This is a genomic window from Salipiger thiooxidans (assembly GCF_900102075.1).
Taxonomy (GTDB): domain Bacteria; phylum Pseudomonadota; class Alphaproteobacteria; order Rhodobacterales; family Rhodobacteraceae; genus Salipiger; species Salipiger thiooxidans.
Map to the genome: position 1 here is coordinate 150,533 of NZ_FNAV01000002.1, position 19,571 is coordinate 170,103.

Annotated in this window: 21 protein-coding genes; 11 read left to right on the forward strand and 10 right to left on the reverse strand. The window is 68.2% G+C overall.

What is annotated here, in order from left to right; genetic code table 11:
- Position 1: 1 nt before the first annotated feature.
- The 6 genes from BLQ77_RS02990 to BLQ77_RS03015 form a co-directional block, all read right to left on the reverse strand.
- Entirely contained in the window at positions 2-676 is a 675-nt protein-coding gene (locus tag BLQ77_RS02990; protein WP_089955221.1) for a glutathione S-transferase family protein, read from the reverse strand.
- The gene (locus tag BLQ77_RS02995; protein ID WP_089955224.1) at positions 673-1,518 is read right to left on the reverse strand and encodes an aromatic ring-hydroxylating oxygenase subunit alpha; all 846 of its coding nucleotides are present in this window, start codon (positions 1,516-1,518) and stop codon (positions 673-675) included. The genes BLQ77_RS02990 and BLQ77_RS02995 overlap by 4 nt, the downstream gene beginning before the upstream one ends.
- Positions 1,515-2,153 (reverse strand): Rieske 2Fe-2S domain-containing protein, encoded by a 639-nt coding sequence (locus tag BLQ77_RS03000; RefSeq protein WP_089955228.1) that lies wholly within the window; start codon positions 2,151-2,153, stop codon positions 1,515-1,517. Before BLQ77_RS03000 ends, BLQ77_RS02995 begins: the two co-directional genes overlap by 4 nt.
- Before the next feature lie 157 nt (positions 2,154-2,310).
- Positions 2,311-2,559 carry an acylphosphatase gene (locus tag BLQ77_RS03005; RefSeq protein WP_040383921.1) on the reverse strand — a complete coding sequence of 83 codons (249 nt, stop codon included), beginning with the start codon at positions 2,557-2,559 and terminating at the stop codon, positions 2,311-2,313.
- A gap of 74 nt (positions 2,560-2,633) precedes the next feature.
- Positions 2,634-4,094 (reverse strand): sensor histidine kinase, encoded by a 1,461-nt coding sequence (locus tag BLQ77_RS03010; RefSeq protein ID WP_175583710.1) that lies wholly within the window; start codon positions 4,092-4,094, stop codon positions 2,634-2,636.
- Positions 4,091-4,828 (reverse strand): response regulator transcription factor, encoded by a 738-nt coding sequence (locus BLQ77_RS03015; protein ID WP_089955231.1) that lies wholly within the window; start codon positions 4,826-4,828, stop codon positions 4,091-4,093. Before BLQ77_RS03015 ends, BLQ77_RS03010 begins: the two co-directional genes overlap by 4 nt.
- A gap of 243 nt (positions 4,829-5,071) precedes the next feature.
- Between BLQ77_RS03015 and BLQ77_RS03020 the strand changes: the two genes are divergently transcribed.
- The 4 genes from BLQ77_RS03020 (at position 5,072) to BLQ77_RS03035 (ending at position 9,263) form a co-directional block, all read left to right on the forward strand.
- Positions 5,072-6,316: an ABC transporter substrate-binding protein gene (locus tag BLQ77_RS03020; protein ID WP_089955234.1), complete on the forward strand. Its 1,245-nt coding sequence runs from the start codon at positions 5,072-5,074 to the stop codon at positions 6,314-6,316.
- A 68-nt stretch (positions 6,317-6,384) separates the two neighbouring features.
- Positions 6,385-7,260 (forward strand): carbohydrate ABC transporter permease, encoded by an 876-nt coding sequence (locus tag BLQ77_RS03025; RefSeq protein WP_089955238.1) that lies wholly within the window; start codon positions 6,385-6,387, stop codon positions 7,258-7,260.
- Positions 7,253-8,161, forward strand: coding sequence for a carbohydrate ABC transporter permease (locus BLQ77_RS03030; protein ID WP_008885338.1), 909 nt, complete (start codon positions 7,253-7,255; stop codon positions 8,159-8,161). Before BLQ77_RS03025 ends, BLQ77_RS03030 begins: the two co-directional genes overlap by 8 nt.
- 4 nt (positions 8,162-8,165) lie before the next feature.
- Entirely contained in the window at positions 8,166-9,263 is a 1,098-nt protein-coding gene (locus BLQ77_RS03035; protein WP_008886191.1) for an ABC transporter ATP-binding protein, read from the forward strand.
- A 100-nt stretch (positions 9,264-9,363) separates the two neighbouring features.
- Here the strand turns inward: BLQ77_RS03035 and htpX are convergent, their stop codons facing one another.
- The 4 genes from htpX to BLQ77_RS03050 form a co-directional block, all read right to left on the reverse strand.
- Complete coding sequence (gene htpX / locus BLQ77_RS03040; protein ID WP_089955242.1) at positions 9,364-10,293, reverse strand: zinc metalloprotease HtpX; 930 nt, start codon at positions 10,291-10,293, stop codon at positions 9,364-9,366.
- A gap of 118 nt (positions 10,294-10,411) precedes the next feature.
- The gene (locus BLQ77_RS28655; RefSeq protein ID WP_165617014.1) at positions 10,412-10,570 is read right to left on the reverse strand and encodes a hypothetical protein; all 159 of its coding nucleotides are present in this window, start codon (positions 10,568-10,570) and stop codon (positions 10,412-10,414) included.
- A gap of 6 nt (positions 10,571-10,576) precedes the next feature.
- On the reverse strand, positions 10,577-10,864 hold the full coding sequence (locus BLQ77_RS03045; protein WP_131821984.1) for a type 2 periplasmic-binding domain-containing protein: 288 nt from the start codon (positions 10,862-10,864) through the stop codon (positions 10,577-10,579).
- A gap of 234 nt (positions 10,865-11,098) precedes the next feature.
- Complete coding sequence (locus tag BLQ77_RS03050) at positions 11,099-12,175, reverse strand: ABC transporter ATP-binding protein (protein WP_089955250.1); 1,077 nt, start codon at positions 12,173-12,175, stop codon at positions 11,099-11,101.
- 135 nt (positions 12,176-12,310) lie between these two features.
- On the opposite strand from BLQ77_RS03050, the gene BLQ77_RS03055 reads away from it, so the two are divergent.
- From BLQ77_RS03055 to BLQ77_RS03085, 7 genes are all read left to right on the forward strand, one after another.
- The gene (locus tag BLQ77_RS03055) at positions 12,311-13,012 is read left to right on the forward strand and encodes a GntR family transcriptional regulator (protein WP_089955252.1); all 702 of its coding nucleotides are present in this window, start codon (positions 12,311-12,313) and stop codon (positions 13,010-13,012) included.
- Complete coding sequence (locus tag BLQ77_RS03060) at positions 13,009-13,917, forward strand: alpha/beta hydrolase (protein WP_089955254.1); 909 nt, start codon at positions 13,009-13,011, stop codon at positions 13,915-13,917. Before BLQ77_RS03055 ends, BLQ77_RS03060 begins: the two co-directional genes overlap by 4 nt.
- Positions 13,918-13,947: 30 nt before the next feature.
- Positions 13,948-15,162: an ABC transporter substrate-binding protein gene (locus BLQ77_RS03065; RefSeq protein WP_008885863.1), complete on the forward strand. Its 1,215-nt coding sequence runs from the start codon at positions 13,948-13,950 to the stop codon at positions 15,160-15,162.
- A gap of 70 nt (positions 15,163-15,232) precedes the next feature.
- Positions 15,233-16,156, forward strand: a complete 924-nt coding sequence (locus BLQ77_RS03070; protein ID WP_089955256.1) for a carbohydrate ABC transporter permease — start codon at positions 15,233-15,235, stop codon at positions 16,154-16,156.
- Positions 16,156-16,989: a carbohydrate ABC transporter permease gene (locus BLQ77_RS03075; protein ID WP_040383920.1), complete on the forward strand. Its 834-nt coding sequence runs from the start codon at positions 16,156-16,158 to the stop codon at positions 16,987-16,989. The genes BLQ77_RS03070 and BLQ77_RS03075 overlap by 1 nt, the downstream gene beginning before the upstream one ends.
- Before the next feature lie 17 nt (positions 16,990-17,006).
- The gene (locus BLQ77_RS03080) at positions 17,007-17,894 is read left to right on the forward strand and encodes a sugar phosphate isomerase/epimerase family protein (protein WP_089955258.1); all 888 of its coding nucleotides are present in this window, start codon (positions 17,007-17,009) and stop codon (positions 17,892-17,894) included.
- Positions 17,891-18,886 (forward strand): Gfo/Idh/MocA family protein, encoded by a 996-nt coding sequence (locus BLQ77_RS03085; RefSeq protein ID WP_089955260.1) that lies wholly within the window; start codon positions 17,891-17,893, stop codon positions 18,884-18,886. The genes BLQ77_RS03080 and BLQ77_RS03085 overlap by 4 nt, the downstream gene beginning before the upstream one ends.
- Positions 18,887-19,571 lie beyond the last annotated feature (685 nt).

Sequence of the window (19,571 nt, forward strand, 5' to 3'; positions counted from 1 at the left end):
GTCAGGCACGCTCCTTGCGGATCACGTCAGGCATCGGCCCGGGTTCGGGCAGCAGCTCGTGCAGGCGGTGGATGCCGGGCATCTCGATGAAGCCCTCGAGCCCGCGCAGCGCCCGCATCCAGAGCCGGATCGACGGATAGGGGTCGAGCGGCAGCCCCCCGTCCGGCGCCAGCGCCACGTGCGGGAAGCAGGCGATGTCGGCGATGGTCGGACGGTTGCCCGCGAGGAAGCTCTCGCCCCGCCGGCGGGCGGCGGAGAGCGCCGCCTCGAGCTCGCGCAGGGCGGTGGTGGCCTCGGCGCGCAGCGCGTCGATGTCGCCGGGCGCCAGCAGCATGTCATGGGCGCGCGCAGCACCTGCGCTGTCGGTCAGCCGCTGCGCGAAGGCCAGCCACTGCGCCACACGGGCGCGCATGACCGGGGTGTCGTCGCCCAGCCAGGCGGGGGCGTCATGGGCGGCGAGATAGGTCAGGATCGCGGTGCTCTCGGTCAGCACGATGCCGTCGTCCTTCAGCACCGGAAGGGTGCCCGCCGGATTGAGCGCCAGCATGGCGTCCGAACGGTGCTCCTGCCCAGGGTGGAAGTCGACGGCCCGCAGGTCGAGCCGGCGGCCGATCACGGCCGCGAAAAGCCGCACCCGGTAGCAGGAGGGCGAAAGAATGTAGTCGTAGAAGATCATGCCGCCACCAGTTGCGCGCCGTAGGTGAAGCCGTGCCGCTTGAGCCAGCGGCGGTAGGCGATCGAGGTCATGTCGGCCCGGGTCGGAATCTCCATCCCCGGATCGAGCGGCAGCAGCGCCGGCAGCTGGTTCTCCAGCACCGAACGGTCCTGCACGAAGATCATCTGCTGGAAATGGATGAGGTCGGTCATCTCGGCCGCGTCGTCGTAAAGCGCCATCCACGGCCAGACCTCGCAGAGCGTCTCGGTCAGCGGCTGCACGAAAAGCGCGATCACGTCCCATTCGCCGGGTTTCGGCGGGCAGGTCTTGTAGAGCACCGAGCAGGTCGGCGCGCAGACCCGGTACATGTAGTCGGTGGTGATGCCGCCCTCGGCGGACTTGGCGGCCTGCGGCTGGTAGAACTTCACCTTGGTGGCCCAGACCTCGTCCACGTCTTCGCGGATCTCGACCTCGTAGCGCTGCACCTCGGTGTGCGGCTCGGAGCCGAGGATGTCGGTGTGAACGAAGGGGAAATGCGCGATGTCGAGGAAGTTCTCGACCGCCCGCAACGGCGAGCAGCGCACCCGGCAGACGCCCACGTCGACAAGGCGCCGGCCCGGCTGGTCGGCCTCGGGGATGGTGAAGAGATCGCGGTTCGGCGCCCCGAGCGAGGTCCAGACATGGCCGAAGCGGTCGATGACCGGCAGGCTGCGCCCGGTGCCATCTGAGACCGCTGGCGCGCCGTTGTCGAGGTAGACCCGGATCGGCTCGCCCATCAGCAGCGTGTCGCGGCCGCCCGCGGTCAGTTGCTTGGTCATGCCCACCGGGTACCAGTGGTCGCGCATCGCGCCCTGATCGCTCATGCGGTCTCCTCCTCTGCCTGCTCTGCCTGCGCCTCGGCGGTGCGCCGCAGCGCCTCGGCCGCCAGCGACAGCGCGTCGAGCGTGGCGGGCCCGGCGCCCTCTGGCGCCAGCAGGTGCAGCGCCGAGACGTTGCCCGGCAGCGGCTGGATCAGCGCCACCACCGCGCACGGCCCGAGCGTGCCCTCGATCACATGGCCCGCGCCGCCGAAGGCCCGCGCCAGCACCGTCGCGGGGGCGTGGATGCGCAGGCTGCGGAAGCCCTCGAAGCCCGGAAACTCGGGCGGCGCGCCTGCGGGGGTCCCGTCGGCGACCCAGACCACGCCGCTGGCTTCGGCGGCGGCGAAAACCGGCACCTTGATGGCCTCGGGCGGGGTCAGTTCCGGGTGGGCCGGGATGCGCACGCACTGCCCGCCCTCGCCGTAGCCCCAGCCGTGGTAGATGCACGACAGCCGCTCGCCGCGCACGAAGCCGTGCGACAGGCGCATGCCCCGGTGCGGGCAGCGGTCGGACCATGCTGCGATGCGCCCCGAGGCGCTGCGCCAGATCGCGAGATCGGTCTCGCCAAGCTGCCCCGGCGCGGCGGAGGCCGCGGGGATGTCGCGCGAGAGCGCCGCGGGTGTCCAGTCGGTCGTCACGGAAGTATTCCTGTCCTGAGTACCAAGTTTCGGTGCCGCGCGATCCGATCATCCGGCCTGCCCTAAGGCTAGCAGATCCGCCGGAAAACGTCGCGGTATCGTGCCGGAAATCGCATCGCGAGGGGGGAGTTCGCCTATTTTCAGGTCAAACGCAAGATCACGCCCCGGCCGCGCAAACCCGTTCGCGCACAATCGATTCGACCCAGACCTCGATCGGCCCGAGCAGGCAGCCCATCTCCATCGCGTCGAGCAGCGCGGGCGGACCCTCGACCTCGATCTCCACATGGTCGGACGCGGCCTGCAGCAGGGTGACGCCGACGCCGATGCGGCGGGCGTGGCGTTCGATCCACGGTGCGAAGCCGGGCGCGTCGACCTGCCCCGCGATGCTGAAAAGTTCCGTGGCCATGGTGGCGGGCTCCCCTGCGTGAGGCCGTCCAGTGAACGCCCGCGCGGGCCGAAGGTCAAGCCTGACCCCGCGCCCTAGCCGCGCTGGATCTGCAGGCAGGCGCGCAAGCCATGGGCGCCCTCCTCGAAGTAGAGCCGCCCGCCGTGCTGTTCGGCCACGGTGTCGACGATGGTGAGCCCCAGCCCGAAGCCGTCGATGCTGCCATGGTTGCTGCCGCGCTGGAACGGAGCGATGACCGCCTCGATCTCGGCGACAGACAGCTCAGACCCCTCGTCCTCGACGGTGATCACCACGTGGGTGACACTGGCCTCGATGCCGACGATGGCCCGGCGCCCGTATTTCAGCGCGTTGTCGATGAGGTTCGAGACCGCGCGCTGCAGCGACAGCGGCCGGCCCACGACCAGCACGTGATCGGGCCTCGGCAGCGCGCCGTGGCCACGCTTGGCGCTGAAGAGCGAACCTCCGCCCTCGACGATGCGGGCGGCGCGGGCAAGCAGTTCGACCGGGCGGCCGGTGTCGCGGTAGTCGTCCACCATCGCCTCGACCAGCGAGTTCAGCGACAGCTGGCGCGGCGCCTCGGCGTTGATCTCGCTGCGGGTCAGGGTCAGGACGCTTTCGATCATGCCGGTCATGCGGTCGATGTCGGCCTCGAGCTTCTCGCGCAGCGCCGGGTCCGGGATCAGCGCCGCGCGCAGCCGCAGCCGCGTCGCCGGCGTGCCGAGATCGTGGCTGATCCCCGAAAGCACCACCGCGCGCTTCTCGAGCTGGGCGCGCTCGGTGTCGAGATAGGCGTTCACCGCCGAGACGATCTCGCGCAGTTCCTCGGGGCCGTCGGCGGTGTAGCTCTCGGGCCCGCCGAGCCGCCGGCGGTCGCGCAGCGCCCGGGCGAAACGGTCGAACTGCGCCGAGGTGTCGGCCACCACGGTCACGAGGATGACCAGGGCCACCAGCGACAGGAACACCGCGAGCAGGCGGTAGTCCGAGGGCCCCGCGCCGCAGCCCCAGACGGCGGTGCCGTCGATGCGCAGCCAGTCGCCGTCGCCATGGCGGGCGACGAGGATCGGCTCGCTGCAGTAGGTGGCCAGCAGCCGGGTCACGCTGGCGAGCTTCTGTGGCACCCCCTGCCCCTCGGCCGAGACCACGGCCGCGACCGGATATTGCAGGCTGTCCGAGACGATGGCGAGCGACAGCGCCGTGCCCGAGACCGGGTCTGGGCCGGGCTCGATCAGCGAAACGTTGGTGATGATGGACGGCCTGGGCAGCCCGTCGAGCCGCGAGAAGGCGCCGCGCCCGGCCAGTGCCGCCTGCGCGGGCGGCAGCGGCGTCACCGAGACGCCCTCGGGCGGGGCCAGCCCCTGCTGCAGCGTCTCGCTCAGGTTCAGCCCGGCGATGAAGGCCCGCTCGAGATGCCGGTCCCAGGCGCGGCTCGAGGCAAACCACAGCACCGAGGCGCCGACGCCGCTCAGGAAGGCGGCGAGGCAGAGCAGCATGCCCAGCGTCCGCAGCCGCAGCGGCACCGGCCAGCGCCGCGTCATCCCGCCTCGACGGCCACGTCCGCCGCAAGGACGTAGCCGATGCCACGCTCGGTGCGCAGAAGCTCGGGATCCTTGGGGCGGGTCTCGATCTTGCCGCGCAGCCGCCCGACCAGCACGTCGATGGCGCGGCCCGGGGTCTCGCCGCCGCCCGCGCCCTCGCCCGAGACATCCATCGCGGCGGCGATCTCTTCGCGCGTCAGCGGGATGCGGGGGTTGGCGAGGAACACCTTCAGCAGCGCCGTCTCGCGCCGCGACAGCGCGATCTGCACGCCGTCGGGGCTGCGCACCTCGTCGTGCTTGGCGTCGTAGCTCCAGCCGCCGAAGCGGAAGGTCGAGGTCTGCCGGCGGTAGATCAGCGAGGACGACCGCCGCGCCCGCGCCAGCACCGCCTTGACCCGCGCCAGCAGCAGGTCGGGGTTGAAGGGCTTGGCGATGTAGTCGTCCGCCCCCACTTCGTAGCCCGCCATGCGCTGGTGATCCGCCGACAGCGCCGAGACGAGGATGATCGGCACGTCCTGGTCGGCGCGCAGCCGGGCGCAGATCTCGACGCCGTTCTCGTCGCCCAGCATGACATCGAGCAGGATCAGGTCGACACGGCCGCTGGCGAGATGGCTGCGGATGCCGGTCTCGCTGTCGCAGGGCAGCGCCATGAAGCCGTTCCGGTGCAGGAACTCGGTCATCATGCCACGGGTCTCGGCATCGTCGTCGACCACCAGCAGCCGCGGTATCGTCATGTCCTCATCCCGTGCAACCCATCGCCTCCCCCCGGCCTGCCCCTTTCTCGCATCCGCAGCATCTGCAGGTCGAGTCAGGACGTCGCGAAACAGCGTGTAACAATCTGTAACAGCGATCGCAATTTTCTTGCCCGCAGCGTGGAGCCGACCTGCTGCAGCGCATTGAAGCACGAGGCGCAAACGGCAAACATGGAGGCACGCAGCCGCCCGTGGCGGCCGTTGTTCTTTGGGAGGAACATTCAGATGAAACTATCCGCTCTGGCGGCCTCGTCGGCCGTCCTCTTTGCCCTTGCCGCCCCGGTCGCAGCCGAGCCGCAAGCCGAGGTCCTGCACTGGTGGACCTCCGGCGGCGAGGCCAAGGCCGTCGGCGTCCTGCAGGAAGAGTTCTCGGCCAACGGCGGCACCTGGACCGACATGCCCGTGGCGGGCGGCGGCGGCGACGCCGCCATGACCGCCCTGCGGGCGCGCGTCCTGTCGGGCAATGCCCCTGCCGCCGTGCAGCTCAAGGGCCCCGCGATCCAGGAATGGTACGAAGAGGGCGTGCTGGCCGACATCTCGTCCGTGGCCGAGGCCGAGGGCTGGGCCGACGTGCTGCCCGCCTCGATCGCCGAGCACATGAAGTGCGAGGGCCACTGGTGCGCCGCGCCGGTGAACGTGCACCGCGTCGACTGGATCTGGGCCAACGCCGAGGTGCTCGCGGCCAACGGCATCGAGATGCCCACCACCTGGGACGAGTTCAATGCCGCCGCAGACAAGCTGAAGGAAGCGGGCGTCATCCCGCTTGCCCACGGTGGTCAGGCCTGGCAGGACGCGACCGTGTTCGAGGTCGTGGCGCTGGGTCTTCTCGGGCCGGACGGGTTCAAGAAGGCATTCGTCGATCTCGACGCCGACACGCTGAGCTCGCCCGAGATGGTCGCGGTCTTCGACCAGATGCGCAAGATGCGCGGCTACGTGGACGAGAACTTCCCCGGCCGTGACTGGAACCTCGCCACCGCCATGGTGATGAACGGCGAGGCCGCGTTCCAGATCATGGGCGACTGGGCCAAGGGCGAATTCCTCGCCGCCGGCAAGGTCCCGGGCGAAGACTTCCTCTGTGAAAGCGCCCCCGGTGACGGCTACCTCTACAACGTCGACAGCTTCGCCATGTTCGAAGTGGACGGCGACGACAAGAAGGCCGGGCAGGAGCTGCTGGCCAAGCTGATCGTCGGCCCGAACTTCCAGAAGGTGTTCAACCTCAACAAGGGCTCGATCCCGGTCCGCACCGACGTCGCTCTCGACGAGTTTGACAGCTGCGCCAAGAAATCCTCCGAGGACATGGCGGCAGCGTCCGAGAACGGCTCGCTGCTGCCCTCCTACGCCCACGGCATGGCGCTGCGCGGTGCGCAGGCCGGCGCCATCACCGACGTCGTGACCGCGCATTTCAACTCGGACATGAGCTCCGAGGACGCCGTGAAGATGCTGGCCGAGGCCGTCGCAAACTCCATGTAAGACAACCTTCCCCGTGTCCGGGTCCGTCCCGGGCGCGGGGTCCTTGTCTTGACCCGAGGAACACCACGATGACTGTGTGGCTGGAACGCAACCTGCCCCGGATGGTGCTCGCACCCTCCTTCATCGCCGTCCTCATCTTCGTCTACGGCTTCATCGGCTGGACCGCATGGGTGTCTCTCACCCGCTCCAAGCTGATGCCGCGCTACGAGATCGACGGCTTCATCCAATACAAGCGCCTCTTCGCCTCGCCCCGATGGGACACGGCGATGGACAACCTCTACATCTTCGGGGGGCTGTTCATCTGCATCTCGATGGTGCTGGGGCTGCTGCTGGCCATCATGCTCGACCAGCGCATCCGCATCGAGGGCGCGCTGCGCACCATCTACCTCTACCCCATGGCGCTTTCCATGATCGTCACCGGCACCGCATGGAAGTGGATCATGAACCCGGGCCTCGGCATCCAGGAGATGGTCCGCGGCTGGGGCTACGAGAGCTTCACCTTCGACTGGATCGTGAACCCCGACAGGGCGATCTACGCCGTGGTGATCGCCGGCATCTGGCAATCCTCGGGCTTCGTGATGGCGCTGTTCCTCGCCGGGCTGCGCTCGGTCGACGGCGAGATCATCAAGGCGGCGCAGGTGGATGGCATCCCGACGTGGCGGATCTATACCGCGATCATCATCCCCTCGATGGCGCCGATCTTCCTGTCGGCCTTCATCGTGCTGGCGCATCTCGCCATCAAGGCCTTCGACCTCGTGATCGCGCTGACCGGGGGTGGCCCCGGCTACGCCACCGACCTGCCCGCGACCTACATGTACGCCATGGCCTTCTCGCGCGGTGACCTCGGCCAGGCGGCCAGCTCGGCCATGGTCATGATGGCCGTCGTCTTCGCCATCGTGGTCCCCTACCTCTACTCCGAGCTGAGGGCGAAACCCCATGACTGACATTCCCCTCTCCACCCAGACCAGCGTCGCCGGAGCGGATCGCAAAGGCTGGAGCACCATCGCCCTGCGCTGGCTGCTCTTCGTGATGCTCGGCCTCTTCGCGCTGTTCTACCTGATGCCGCTCTTCGTGATGGTCACCACCTCGCTGAAGAGCCTCGAGGAGATCCGCACCGGCAGCCTCATCGCCCTGCCCCGCTCGGTCACGCTCGAGGCGTGGCGCACCGCCTGGTCCGGCGCCTGCACCGGCATCCAGTGTGAGGGGCTGCGTCCCTACTTCTGGAACTCGGTGCTGCTGGCGGTGCCGGCGGTGCTGATCTCGACCGTGCTCGGGGCGCTCAACGGCTACGTCATCGCGCAATGGCGCTTCAAGGGCGCCAACATCATCTTCGCGCTGATGCTCTTCGGCTGCTTCATCCCCTTCCAGGTGGTGCTGCTGCCGATGGCGCGGATGCTGGGCATCCTCGGCATCGCCGGCACCATCCCGGGGCTGATCTTCGTGCACGTGATCTACGGGCTCGGCTTCACGACGCTGTTCTTCCGCAATTACTACGTGACCATCCCGCACGAGCTGGTGAAGGCCGCCAAGGTCGACGGCGCGGGGTTCCTGCGGATCTTCTTCGCGATCTTCCTGCCGCTGTCGCTGCCGATCATCACCGTCTCGGTGATCTGGCAGTTCACCCAGATCTGGAACGACTTCCTGTTCGGTGTCTCGTTCAGCTCGGCCGGGACCCAGCCCGTGACCGTGGCGCTCAACAACATCGTCAACTCCACCACCGGCGTGAAGGAATACAACGTCGACATGGCCGCCGCGATCATCGCGGGCCTGCCGACGCTCTTCGTCTACGTGCTCGCCGGGAAATACTTCATCCGCGGCCTGACCGCCGGTTCCGTAAAGGGCTGATCCCATGGCTCCGATCCTGAACATCAAGAACCTCGACAAGGCCTATGGCCCGGTGGAGATCCTCAAGGACATCAACGTGGCCATCGAGCCCGGCGACTTCCTCGTGCTCGTCGGCCCCTCGGGCTGCGGCAAGTCCACCCTGCTCAACTGCATAGCCGGGCTCGAGCCGATCACCGGCGGCAGCATCGAGATCGGCGGGCGCGACATGACCAGCGTCTCGCCCAAGGACCGCGACATCGCCATGGTGTTCCAGAGCTACGCGCTCTACCCGACCATGTCGGTGGCCAAGAACATCACCTTCGGCATGAAGGTGCGTGGCGTCGATGCCGCCACGCAGGAGAAGAAGCTCAAGGAAGTGGCCCACCAGCTGCAGATCGAGCCCTACCTCAACCGCCGTCCCAGCCAGCTTTCGGGCGGGCAGCGGCAGCGGGTGGCGATCGGGCGGGCGCTGGTGCGCGATCCCAAGCTCTTCCTCTTCGACGAGCCGCTGTCGAACCTTGACGCCAAGTTGCGGGTCGAGATGCGGTCCGAGATCAAGAAGCTGCACCACCGGCTGGGCGCCACCATGGTCTATGTCACCCACGACCAGATCGAGGCGATGACGCTGGCCACCAAGATCGTCGTGCTGAAGGGCGGCGTGGTGCAGCAGATCGGTTCGCCCGCCGAGATCTACAACCGGCCGGCCAACCTCTTCGTGGCGGATTTCATGGGCTCGCCCGCGATGAACCTCGTGCCCGCCAAGACCCGGCCCAACGGCCAGGGGCGGCTGATCGAGATCCGGCGCGAGGACGGCGCGCCCATCGTGCTGCACGATCACCACGCCGGCGACCTGCCCGACGAGGTGATCCTCGGGCTGCGCCCCGAGGACGTGGCTGAGGCGGGGTTCCGCGCAGGCGAGGACGTGCAGGAGGCGGAGTGCCTGATCGACATGGTCGAACCCGCCGGTGCCGACACCTATGTGGTCTCGCGGCTGGGCGGCGCGCCCTTCACCGCGCGGCTGCACGCCGAGACGGTGGCCAAGCCGGGCGAGACCATGCGGCTGGCCTTCGACCTTGCCAAGGTGTCGTATTTCGAACCGCAGAGCGGCGCGCGGCTGAACTGACGCCCGGTCCCGCACGTTGATCCGGGCACGCCCCCGGACATGAAAAAGGCCCGGATCCGGATCGCCCCGGGACCGGGCCTTCACCTGTCGTACCGGGCGCTCAGCCCCAGGGGCCGCGCGACTTGTCCTGCCGATCCCGCGGGGCCTCGCCGCCCCACGGCGCCTGCGCCTCGCGGCGCGGCTGCGGGCGGGGCGCCGCACCGCCGGCCATCTGGCGCAGCGCCGCGATGCGGTTCTCGGTCGCCGGGTGGGTGGCGAAGAGGCTGTCGCGCTTGTGCGCGTGCAGCGGGTTGACGATGAACATGTGCGCGGTGGCCGGGTTGCGCTCGGCGGCGTCGTTGTCGATCCGTGAGGCCCCCGCCTGGATGCGCTCGAGCGCCGAGGCGAGCCACAGCGGCTGGCCGCAGATCTCGGCACCTGCCTTGTCGGCGGCGTATTCCCGCGTCCGCGAGATCGCCATCTGCACCAGCCCCGCCGCCAGCGGCGCGAGGATCATCATCGCCAGCGTGCCCACGATGCCCAGCCGCTCGCGGCTGCCGCCGAAGAACAGCGCAAAGTTGGCCAGCATCGAGATCGCACCGGCGAAGGTCGCGGTCACCGTCATGATGGCGGTGTCGTGGTTGCGGATGTGCGCCAGCTCGTGCGCGACCACCCCCGCCAGCTCCTCGCGCGAGAGGGTGCGCATGAGCCCGGTGGTTACCGCGACAGCGGCGTTCTGCGGGTTGCGGCCGGTGGCGAAGGCGTTGGGCTGCGGCGTGTCGATGAGATAGACCGCCGGTACCGGCATGCCCGCATTGCGCGCGAGCTCGGCCACCATCTGCGACAGCCCGCTGCGGTCGTTCGCGCCCACCGGGTGCGCGTTGTGCATCCTCAGCACCATGCGGTCCGAGTTCCACCAGGTGAAGGCGTTCATCGCGCCGGCGATCACCAGCGCGATGATCATGCCTCCGCTGCCGGCCATCAGGTAGCCGAGCCCCATGAAGAGCGCCGTCATCGCGGCCATCAGCATGGCGGTCTTGAAGTAACCCATCCTGCGAATTCCTCTGCTCTGCGGCATTGATCGTCCCCCGTGATATAGGGGCGCCCCGCGTCCGCGCAAAGCACCGGCCGGAACGGAACCGCCGCCCGGGCGGTGCCGGGCGGCGGGGTCAGCGATCTCCGTGAATGGTGGACCGCTTCTGCAGGTCGGTCCAGATCCGGGTGCAGATCTGCCGCACATCCGGCGGGCAGGTCGAACGGAAGACGTCCGGGGCCTTCAGCTCTTTGGGGATGACGATCCAGCGCGCGGTCTTCATGTCCTCGGGCATGAACGCTTACGAACCCGAGCTGCCGTTGGCGTAGCGCGCGACCTCCGAGATCATCGCAGCGGTCTCGGGCTCCATGGTGGAATTCATGGACGTCTTTGCGGCCTCAGGGTTCTGCGCGTCCTTGAGCACGGCGACGGAGTCCATCCACAGCACGTAGCCCTCTCTCGGGTAGCCGCAGGCAATGCTCTCGTTGGCGAGCCGCAATTGAGCAGCGCGGCGCCCGGCCCGTCCTCGATGCTCTTGATCTGACGCGACAGCGGCGGCTTCGAGGACGAAACGCAGCTCCTCGGCCACGACGATGAACTGTGCAAGCTGCTTGAGATTGACGTCACGCTCGCCCCCGTCGGCATGCTCGCGCGAAACGAGAAAAAGAAAGCCCCCAAGGATGGGGACTTTTCAGCCTGCATTCCATTTCGGCCCGTGCCGTGCCCGCAACCGTCCCGGATGCGGGCACGACGCGGGCGATTGCGGCTGCAACGCCCGCACCCTCGCCGATTGAGCACCCCGAAGGGTGCCCGGGTGTGCGGATCAGGCGGCCTCGAGCCGCCGGCCGGTCTCGCTGTCGAAGTAGTGCAGCTTGGCGCGGTCGTAATCGAGCATGATCTCCTGCCCCGAACGCAGCGCCACGTTGGGTGCGAGCCGGGCCGAGACCTCGGTCTCGCCAAGGCGGCAGATGGCGATGGTGTCCGAGCCCAGCGGTTCGAACACGTCGACCACCGGCCGGATCAGCCCCTGCCCCGGTGCCGCGAGCCCGAGATCTTCGGGCCTCACGCCGACGTCGATCTTCGCGCCGTCGCGCGCCGCCACCTCGCCCAGCGCGATCGCCGCACCGCCGGTGCGCAGGATCGGCGCGCCGGTGCTGCGGTCGAGCTCGCCCGAGAATACGTTCATCTGCGGCGAGCCGATGAATTCGGCCACGAAACGGCAGTTGGGACGGTCATAAAGCTCCATCGGCGGGCCTTCCTGCACGATGTGCCCGGCCTTCAGCACCACGACCTTGTCCGCCAGCGTCATCGCCTCGGTCTGATCGTGGGTGACGTAGACCGTGGTGGTGCCCAGCATCGCGTGCAGCCGCTTGATCTGCGTGCGCATCTCGACCCGCAGCTTGGCGTCGAGGTTCGAGAGCGGCTCGTCGAAAAGGAACACCGAGGGCTCGCGCACGATGGCGCGCCCCATGGCCACCCGCTGGCGCTGGCCGCCCGACAGCTGGCCCGGCTTGCGCTCGAGATAGTCGCCGATCTGCAGGATGCGCGCCGCGTCCTCGACCTTGGGCGCCAGGTCCGCCGCCTTCCAGCCGCGCATCTTGAGCCCGAAACCGATGTTCTCGCGGATCGTCATGTGCGGGTAGAGCGCGTAATCCTGGAACACCATAGCCACGTCGCGGCCCTTGGGCTCGACGTCGTTGACCTTGCGCCCGCCGATGCTCAGCGTGCCGCCCGAGATCTCCTCGAGCCCCGCGATCATCCGCAGCATGGTGGACTTGCCGCACCCCGAGGGCCCCACGAAGGCGACGAATTCGCCGTCGTTCACATGCAGATCGACACCGTGAATGGCGCGGTGCGCGCCGTAGTCCTTCACGATCCCTTCCAGCCGGATCTCTGCCATCTGGTCCTCCCTGACAGGCCGCCCCGAAAATTCGGGGGTTGCATTATCGATATACCTGACGTTATCAATATTGATAATTGACGACAAGCCCGAAGATTCCGGCTTGCCGACACCGAGGGAGGAGGACGGCGGAGGATGGCCGTGGAGAGTTTCAGCAGTGTCACGTCCCTTGCCGACACGCAGGGCCGGACCAGTCGCCGCAGCCACGCGCTGTTCGAGGCGCTGCAAAAGGAGATCGTGCTGGGCTCGCTCCTGCCCGAGCAGGCCCTCACCGAGATGGACCTCGCCCAGCGCTTTGACTGCAGCCAGGGCACCGTGCGCGAGGCGCTGATGCGGCTCAACGAGGAGGGGTTGGTCAAGCGCCTGCCCAACCGCGGCACCCATGTCGCGCCCTGCCATGCCGACGACGCCCGCGCCCTGCTGCACATCCGCCGCGAGGTGGAGTGTTCCTATCTCGACCGCGTGGTCGCCCGCGCCGACGCGGCGCTCGACCGCGACCTGCACGAGATGCTGAACGGCATGCGCAACGCCGCGCGCGACGGTGACGAATACATGCTGTCGGTCTGGGACCGGGCGTTTCACAGCCGGCTCTTCCTGGCCGCCGACCTGCCGCTGGTGGCGCCGATCCTGACCCGCTGCCTGATCCACAACCACCGCTACAAGATCCTGAACTCGACGCCCAACCGCGCGCTCGAGGCCACCGCCGAGCGGCACCTGCCGATCCTCGACGCGCTGGCCGCCCGCGACGTGGCGGCGCTGCGCGAGCTGCTGGCGCATCACATCGCGACCATCGTCGATTTCGGCCCGGACCTCAGCGACGGAGACAGCAAGCCATGAGCACGCCCAGCGACACCATGATGGCGGTTCTCGAGAGGCTCGCGCGCGAGGATGCGGGCCTTGGCGATCCGACGCTGATGCCGCCGCAGCACGCCCGCGCGCTGGCGGAACTCACCAACACGCGCTGGAACGCCGGGCTGCCCGAGATGGCCGAGACCCGGACCGTGATCCACGCCGGCATGCCCGCCCGCTGGGTGGTGCCGAAGAACGACAAGGGCACCGAGGCGATCCTGCACGTGCATGGCGGCGGCTGGGCGCTCTGCTCGGTCTCCACCCATGAGGGCGCCGCGCGGCGCATCGCCGAGGCCTGTGCCTGCCCGGTGCTGACCTTCGACTACCGGCTCGCCCCCGAGAACCCCTACCCCTCGGGCCTCGCGGATGTGCTGAGCGCCTGGCGTGCGCTCGACACGGGCCGGCGATGGAGCATCGGCGGCGACAGCGCCGGGGCCAACCTGTCGCTTGCCGCGATGCTGGCGCTGCACGACGAGGGCGCCCCCCTGCCCGCCGCCGCGCTGCTGTTCTACGGCGTCTACGGCGCCGACTTCGACAGTCCCAGCTACATCCGCAACGCCGAGGGCCCCGGGCTCACCCGCGCCAAGATGATGCGCTACTGGGACTGGTACGCCCCCGAGACCAAGCGCGGCACGCCCACCGTGGCGCCGCTGGCCGCGAGCGACGCGCAGCTTGCCGCGATGCCGCCGCTCTATCTCAACGCCGCCGAACTCGACCCGCTGCTCTCGGACACCGAGGCGCTGGTGGCGCGGCTGCGCGCGCTGGGACGCAACGATGACTATGACCTGATCCCGGGCGTCGTGCACGGGTTCATGCAGATGGGCCTCGCCCTGCCGGAGGCGGCGGACGCCTTCAGCCGGGCCGGCGAGGTCTTTCAACGCATTACCGCCTGAGGAAGAGGCGGACATTTAGGGAGGAAGACAATGAAATTCAGAACCTTGACCGGGCTCGCATCGACCCTTGCGCTGTGCGCGGGCATGGCCAGCGCCGACAGCACGGTGCGTTTCTGGTACCACTTCGACAACGCCGACAACCCGATGGACGCGCTGGTCGAGAAGTTCGAGGCCGCCAACCCCGACATCACCGTCGAGGCCGAGAACATCCCGTGGAACAGCTACTACGACCAGCTCTACACCGCGATCATCGGCGCCAACGCGCCGGATGCGGCGATGGTCAAGATGTTCGCCCAGCCGCGCCTCGTCGAGATGGGCGCGCTGGCCCCGATCGACGACTGGCTGGCCTCGTGGGAGGGCACCGAGGGGCTGCAGGATAACCTGATCGAGCTCACCAAGGGCCCGGACGGCAAGCAGTATTACCTGCCGGTGCAATACGTCGTGCTCTACCTCTACTACCGCCCCGACATGTTCGAGGAACTGGGCCTCTCGGTGCCGACCACCTGCGAGGAGTTCCGCGACGCGGCCAAGGCGCTCACCCGCGACACCGACGGTGACGGCCAGATCGACACCTACGGCTTCGGCTTCCGCGGCGGCAAGGGCGGCCACGACCACTGGGCGAGCTTCGTGCTCGGCGCCGACGGCGTGAGCCTGACCGAGGGGCTGACCTCGGAGGCGGGCATCGCCGGCACGCAGTTCGTGGCGGACCTGTTCCAGCAGGACAAGGTGTTCCCGCCCTCGGCCCCCAACGACGGCTTCCAGGAGATCATCGGCGCCTTCAAGGCCGGCAAGACCGCGATGACCATCCACCACATCGGCTCGGCCAACGGCATGGTCGAGGCGCTTGGCGACAACGTGGCGGCGGCGCCCGTGCCCGCCTGCGGCGGTGGCCAGTGGACCGCCTTCGGCGACGAGAGCACCGCGGTGCTGTCATCGGCCGAGGATCCCGAGGCCGCGTGGAAGTGGATCTCGTTCCTGTCCTCGCCCGAGAACAACGCGCTCTTCAACGAGGCCACCGGCCAGCTTCCGGTGGTGAAGTCCGACAGCGAGGCCTGGAGCCTGCACCCGCAGCGCTTCGTGCAGGCCACCGTCGACAGCCTGCCCTTCGCCGAGATGCTGCCCAACAGCAACGCCACGGCGGACTTCGTCAACACCGAGTGGCCCACGAACATGCAGCGGGTCCTCACCGGCGACATCACCGCAGAGCAGATGAACACCAACATCGAGAAGCTCTTCGCCGAGTGACCCACCCCCCGGGCGCCCATCCCCAGGGCGCCCGGACTTCCCTTCCCCCGGACACCGAAAGACCGTGCCCATGACGGACGCGACCATGACACATGTCTCCGAAAGAACCGCCCGCCGCGCCTCGCTGGGACGCCATGTGCTGCCCTACGCGATGCTGTCGCCGGCGGTGCTCGTCACCCTCGCCATCGTGTTCTTCCCGATGATCCAGACCGCCTGGATGAGCCTGCACGACTACGTGCTCTTCCGGCCCAACGACTTCACCTGGGTCGGGCTCGACAACTTCAAGGCGGCGCTTTCGGACGAGGTGTTCTGGATCTCGCTCAAGCACACGATCATCTGGATGTGCACCACGATCCCGGCGCAGCTGCTGCTGGGGCTGGCGACCGCGCTGCTGCTGAACCAGGAGTTCCCCTGGCGCCCGGTGGCGCGGGCGCTGATCATCATCCCCTGGGCGCTGCCTTCGGTGGTGATCGCGCTGATGTGGGTGTGGATCTACGACAGCAACTACGGCATCGCCAACGAACTCCTGCTGCGCATGGGGCTCATCCAGCAGGCGATCCCGTGGCTTGCCGACCCCGATACCGCGCTGGCCTCGATCATCCTGACGCTGACCTGGCAGGGCTTCCCGTTCTTCGCGGTGATGATCCTCGCAGGCCTGCAGTCGATCCCGCAGAGCTACTACGAGGCCGCCTCGATCGACGGCGCCTCGGCCTGGCGCCAGTTCTGGCACATCACCCTGCCCGGCATCTCGGGCGTGATGATGACCGCCGTGCTGCTGCGGATGATCTGGGTCGCCAACAGCTTCGACGTGATCTTCGTGATGACCGGCGGCGGCCCCGGCTATTCCACCCATACCCTGCCGCTCTACGCCTTCATCAAGGCGCGCACCAACCTCGACTTCGGCTACGGCTCGGCGATCGCGGTGCTCTTCACCATGCTGCTGATGGTGGTGGTGCTGTTCTACCTGCGGCGTACCGGAAAGGCGGTGGAGTGATGGCCCTGCACAAACCCACGAAACTCAAGCGCATCCTGACGGTCGACCTGCCGATGCTGGCGATCCTCGCCTTCACCCTCGGGCCCTACCTGTGGATGTTCCTCACCTCGATCAGCCGGCAGGAGACGCTCTTCACCGAGGGGCCCTCCCTGCTCAATGCCACCATCGAGAACTACACGAGGCTCTTCCGCACGGTGGGCTTTGCCGACAACCTGCTCGACAGCCTCATCGTCGCGGTCGGCACCGTGGTCGTGGGCCTCTCGCTCAGCATCACGGCGGCCTATTCGTTCTCGCGCTTCAACTTCAAGGGCAAGCGGATCCTGATGCTGCAGTTCCTGCTCATCAACATGTTCCCGCTGGTGCTGCTGATCCTGCCGCTCTTCGTGCTGATGCGGGTGCTGGGCCTGCTCGACACCCACCTCGCGCTCATCATCGCCAACTCCACCGTGGCGATCCCCTTCTCCATCTGGATGATGGTGAGCTACATCAACGGCATCCCGCGCTCGCTCGACGAGGCGGCGATGACCGACGGCTGTACCCGCCTGCAGGCCCTGCGCCGCGTGGTGCTGCCGCTCTGCCTGCCGGGGATCATCGCCACCGGCATCTACATCTTCATCACCTCCTGGAACGAGTATCTCTACGCCCTCACCCTCGGCGGACGCGAAGTCCGCACCATCACCGTTGCCGTGCAGACGCTGATCGGGGAATACGAGGTGCAATGGGGCCTGTTGACCGCCGGCGGCATCGTGGGCGCCATGCCCGCCACCGTGCTCTTCCTGCTGGTGCAGAAACGACTGATCTCCGGCCTGACGCAAGGCGCGGTCAAGGGCTGACGGAAAGGACCCCCCTGTTGAAAAATCCCATCGGCATCATCTCCATGCAGTTCATCCGGCCGTTCGCCGGCAAGGACCTGCACTACTTCCAGAAGGCCGCGGACCTCGGCTTCGACTTCGTCGAGCTGCTGGTGCCCGAGCCCGAGGACGATCTCTCCATCGCCGACGTGAAGAAGGCCGCCGCCGACGCGGGCATTTTCGTGGTCCTCGCGGCGCGGGTGAACCAGCAACGCTCGGTCGCCTCGGACGATCCCGCAAACCAGAAGGGCGGCATGGACTACCTCAAGCTCTGCATCGACGTGGCGGCCGAGCTTGGCGGCGGCGTCGTCGGCGGGCCGCTCTACGGCGAACCCATGGTCTTTGCCGGCCGCCCGCCGCTGCCGCGCAGCGACGACGAGATCGCCGCCCGCGCCGAGCGCACCATCCGCGCCTTCTCCGAGGTGGCGCCGCTGGCGCAGGCCGCGGGCGTGACCTTCGCCGTCGAGGCGCTGAACCGCTTCGAGACCGACATCCTGTCGACCACGCGGCAGGCCTGCGAGGTGGTGGACGCGGTCGACAACCCCGGCTTCAAGCTGATGCTCGACACCTTCCACATGAACATGGAGGAGCGCTCGATCCCCGACGCCATCCGCATGGCGGGCGACCGGATCGTGCATTTCCAGGCCAACGAGAACCACCGCGGCCACCCCGGCACCGGCCATATCGACTGGACCGCGGTGATGCGCGCACTGGCGCAGGTGAACTACGCGGGCCCGATCTCGCTCGAGCCCTTTCGCCGCGCCGACGACCGCATCGCGCTGCCCATCGCACACTGGCGCGCCCCGCGCGAGGACGAGAGCGAAAAGCTCATGGCCGGCCTCGGCGTCATCCGCAATGCCCTGACCCTCGCAGAGGTGGACCAATGATCAATATCGGATGGATCGGCTGTGGCACCCACGCCCGCCAGATGCTTCTGCCCCAGATGGGGCGCAACGACATCAACATCGCGGCGCTCTGCGACCGCGACGGCGATGCGCTGAAGAAGACTGCCACCGAGTATGGCGTCGAGCATCTCACCGATGATTTCCACGAGCTGATCAAGACGCCCGGCCTTGATGCCATCGGCATGGCGGTGGGGCCCGAGCTGCACCGGGTCGCGACGCTGGCCGCGCTCGAGGCGGGGCTGCCGGTGTTCATGGAGAAGCCCCCCGCCGCCACCGCGGCCGGCGCGCTCGAGATCGCGCAGGCGTCCGAGAAGGCCGGGAAGCCGGTGATGGTGGGGTTCATGAAGCGCTATTCCACCGGCAACAAGATCGCCATGAACATCCTCAAGGGCGATGAGTTCGGCGACGTGCTGGGGATCACCGGCGCCTACATGACCGCGCCCACCTACTTCAAGGGCGAGGTCGACTACACCGGCTTCTACCTGCACCACTGCGTGCATTACATGGACCTGATCCCTTGGTTCGCGGGCGAGGATTTCGGCGACATGCAGGTGCGCTCGGTCTCGCCCGAGCCGGGTAAGCTGCTGCTGCACCTCAACTTCACCACCGAGGGCGGCAAGATCGGCAACATCGTCATGGGCACGGTGCAGTCGCGCGGCACGCCGATGGAGGAGATCCGGATCATGGGCGATCACGCCCGCATCCACGTCGACAACATCATCAACGTGGCGCTCTACCGCGATCCGCCGTTCAAGGCGGCGGACCCCGCCGCGGTGCTGGATCCCGCCTGCGATACGCTGAGCTGGACGCCCAACTTCACGGCGGCGGCGAACGAGGATCACAAGGGCTACGCGGCGCTTCTGGCGGACGTGGCGGCGGTGCTGAAGGGCGAGAGCCGCGACGTGCCCGACATCGGCGACGGCGTGCGCGCGATGGAGCGGCTGGAACGGATGATCTCGCAGATCGGCGCCTGAGTTCGGACCGGGTCGGGCCCGGATCGGGGCGAGGCTGGTCCGGGCGTCGCGGGTGATCCCAAGCCTCGGCGACAGACAAGTTCAAACGATTGCCAAGACAAGAAAGACCCGCGCCCAAAGCGCGGGTCTTTTCGCGATCCGATCAGCGTACCACGCGATACCGCCGGGAAACTCGCTTCCCCCCCAAGCGGCACGTCATCCGAGCCGCTCAGGCGCGTGAAGCGCGATGCACCTCGCCGAGGCACACGAGCCCCCAAGGCCTCGCGCAACGAGAGCCGCGCATCGCCGGGCCGCAGGTTGGCGATGCGGCCTCGCAACCTCTCGATTTATCCCGGCCACGTCCGAAGGACCTCGACACGCAGCACCAAGCCCGGCCAGATCGCCAGCCCGGCGGCCGGGCCGGCGATGCGCGGCGGCCTTCGGCCTTGTTCCGCGCGGGCGGGGTTCGGGCGTGGTCTGTTGGCAGCCTCCGGGCCGGACGAGCCTTGCAGTGTTCCGTCGTCGCGTCGTGTTTGGTTCAGGAAAATCGTGAGACGCCCTGCGGCGACCGCGCAGCGGGGCCCATTCCGGGCAACCAAAAGGGCGCAGCACATTCCGTGCCGCGCCTTTCTGTCATCTCAACACTGCCGAAACGCGTCAGGCAACCGCGCCACCTCGCTCTTGTGAGGGACGCGCGACGCCTCTC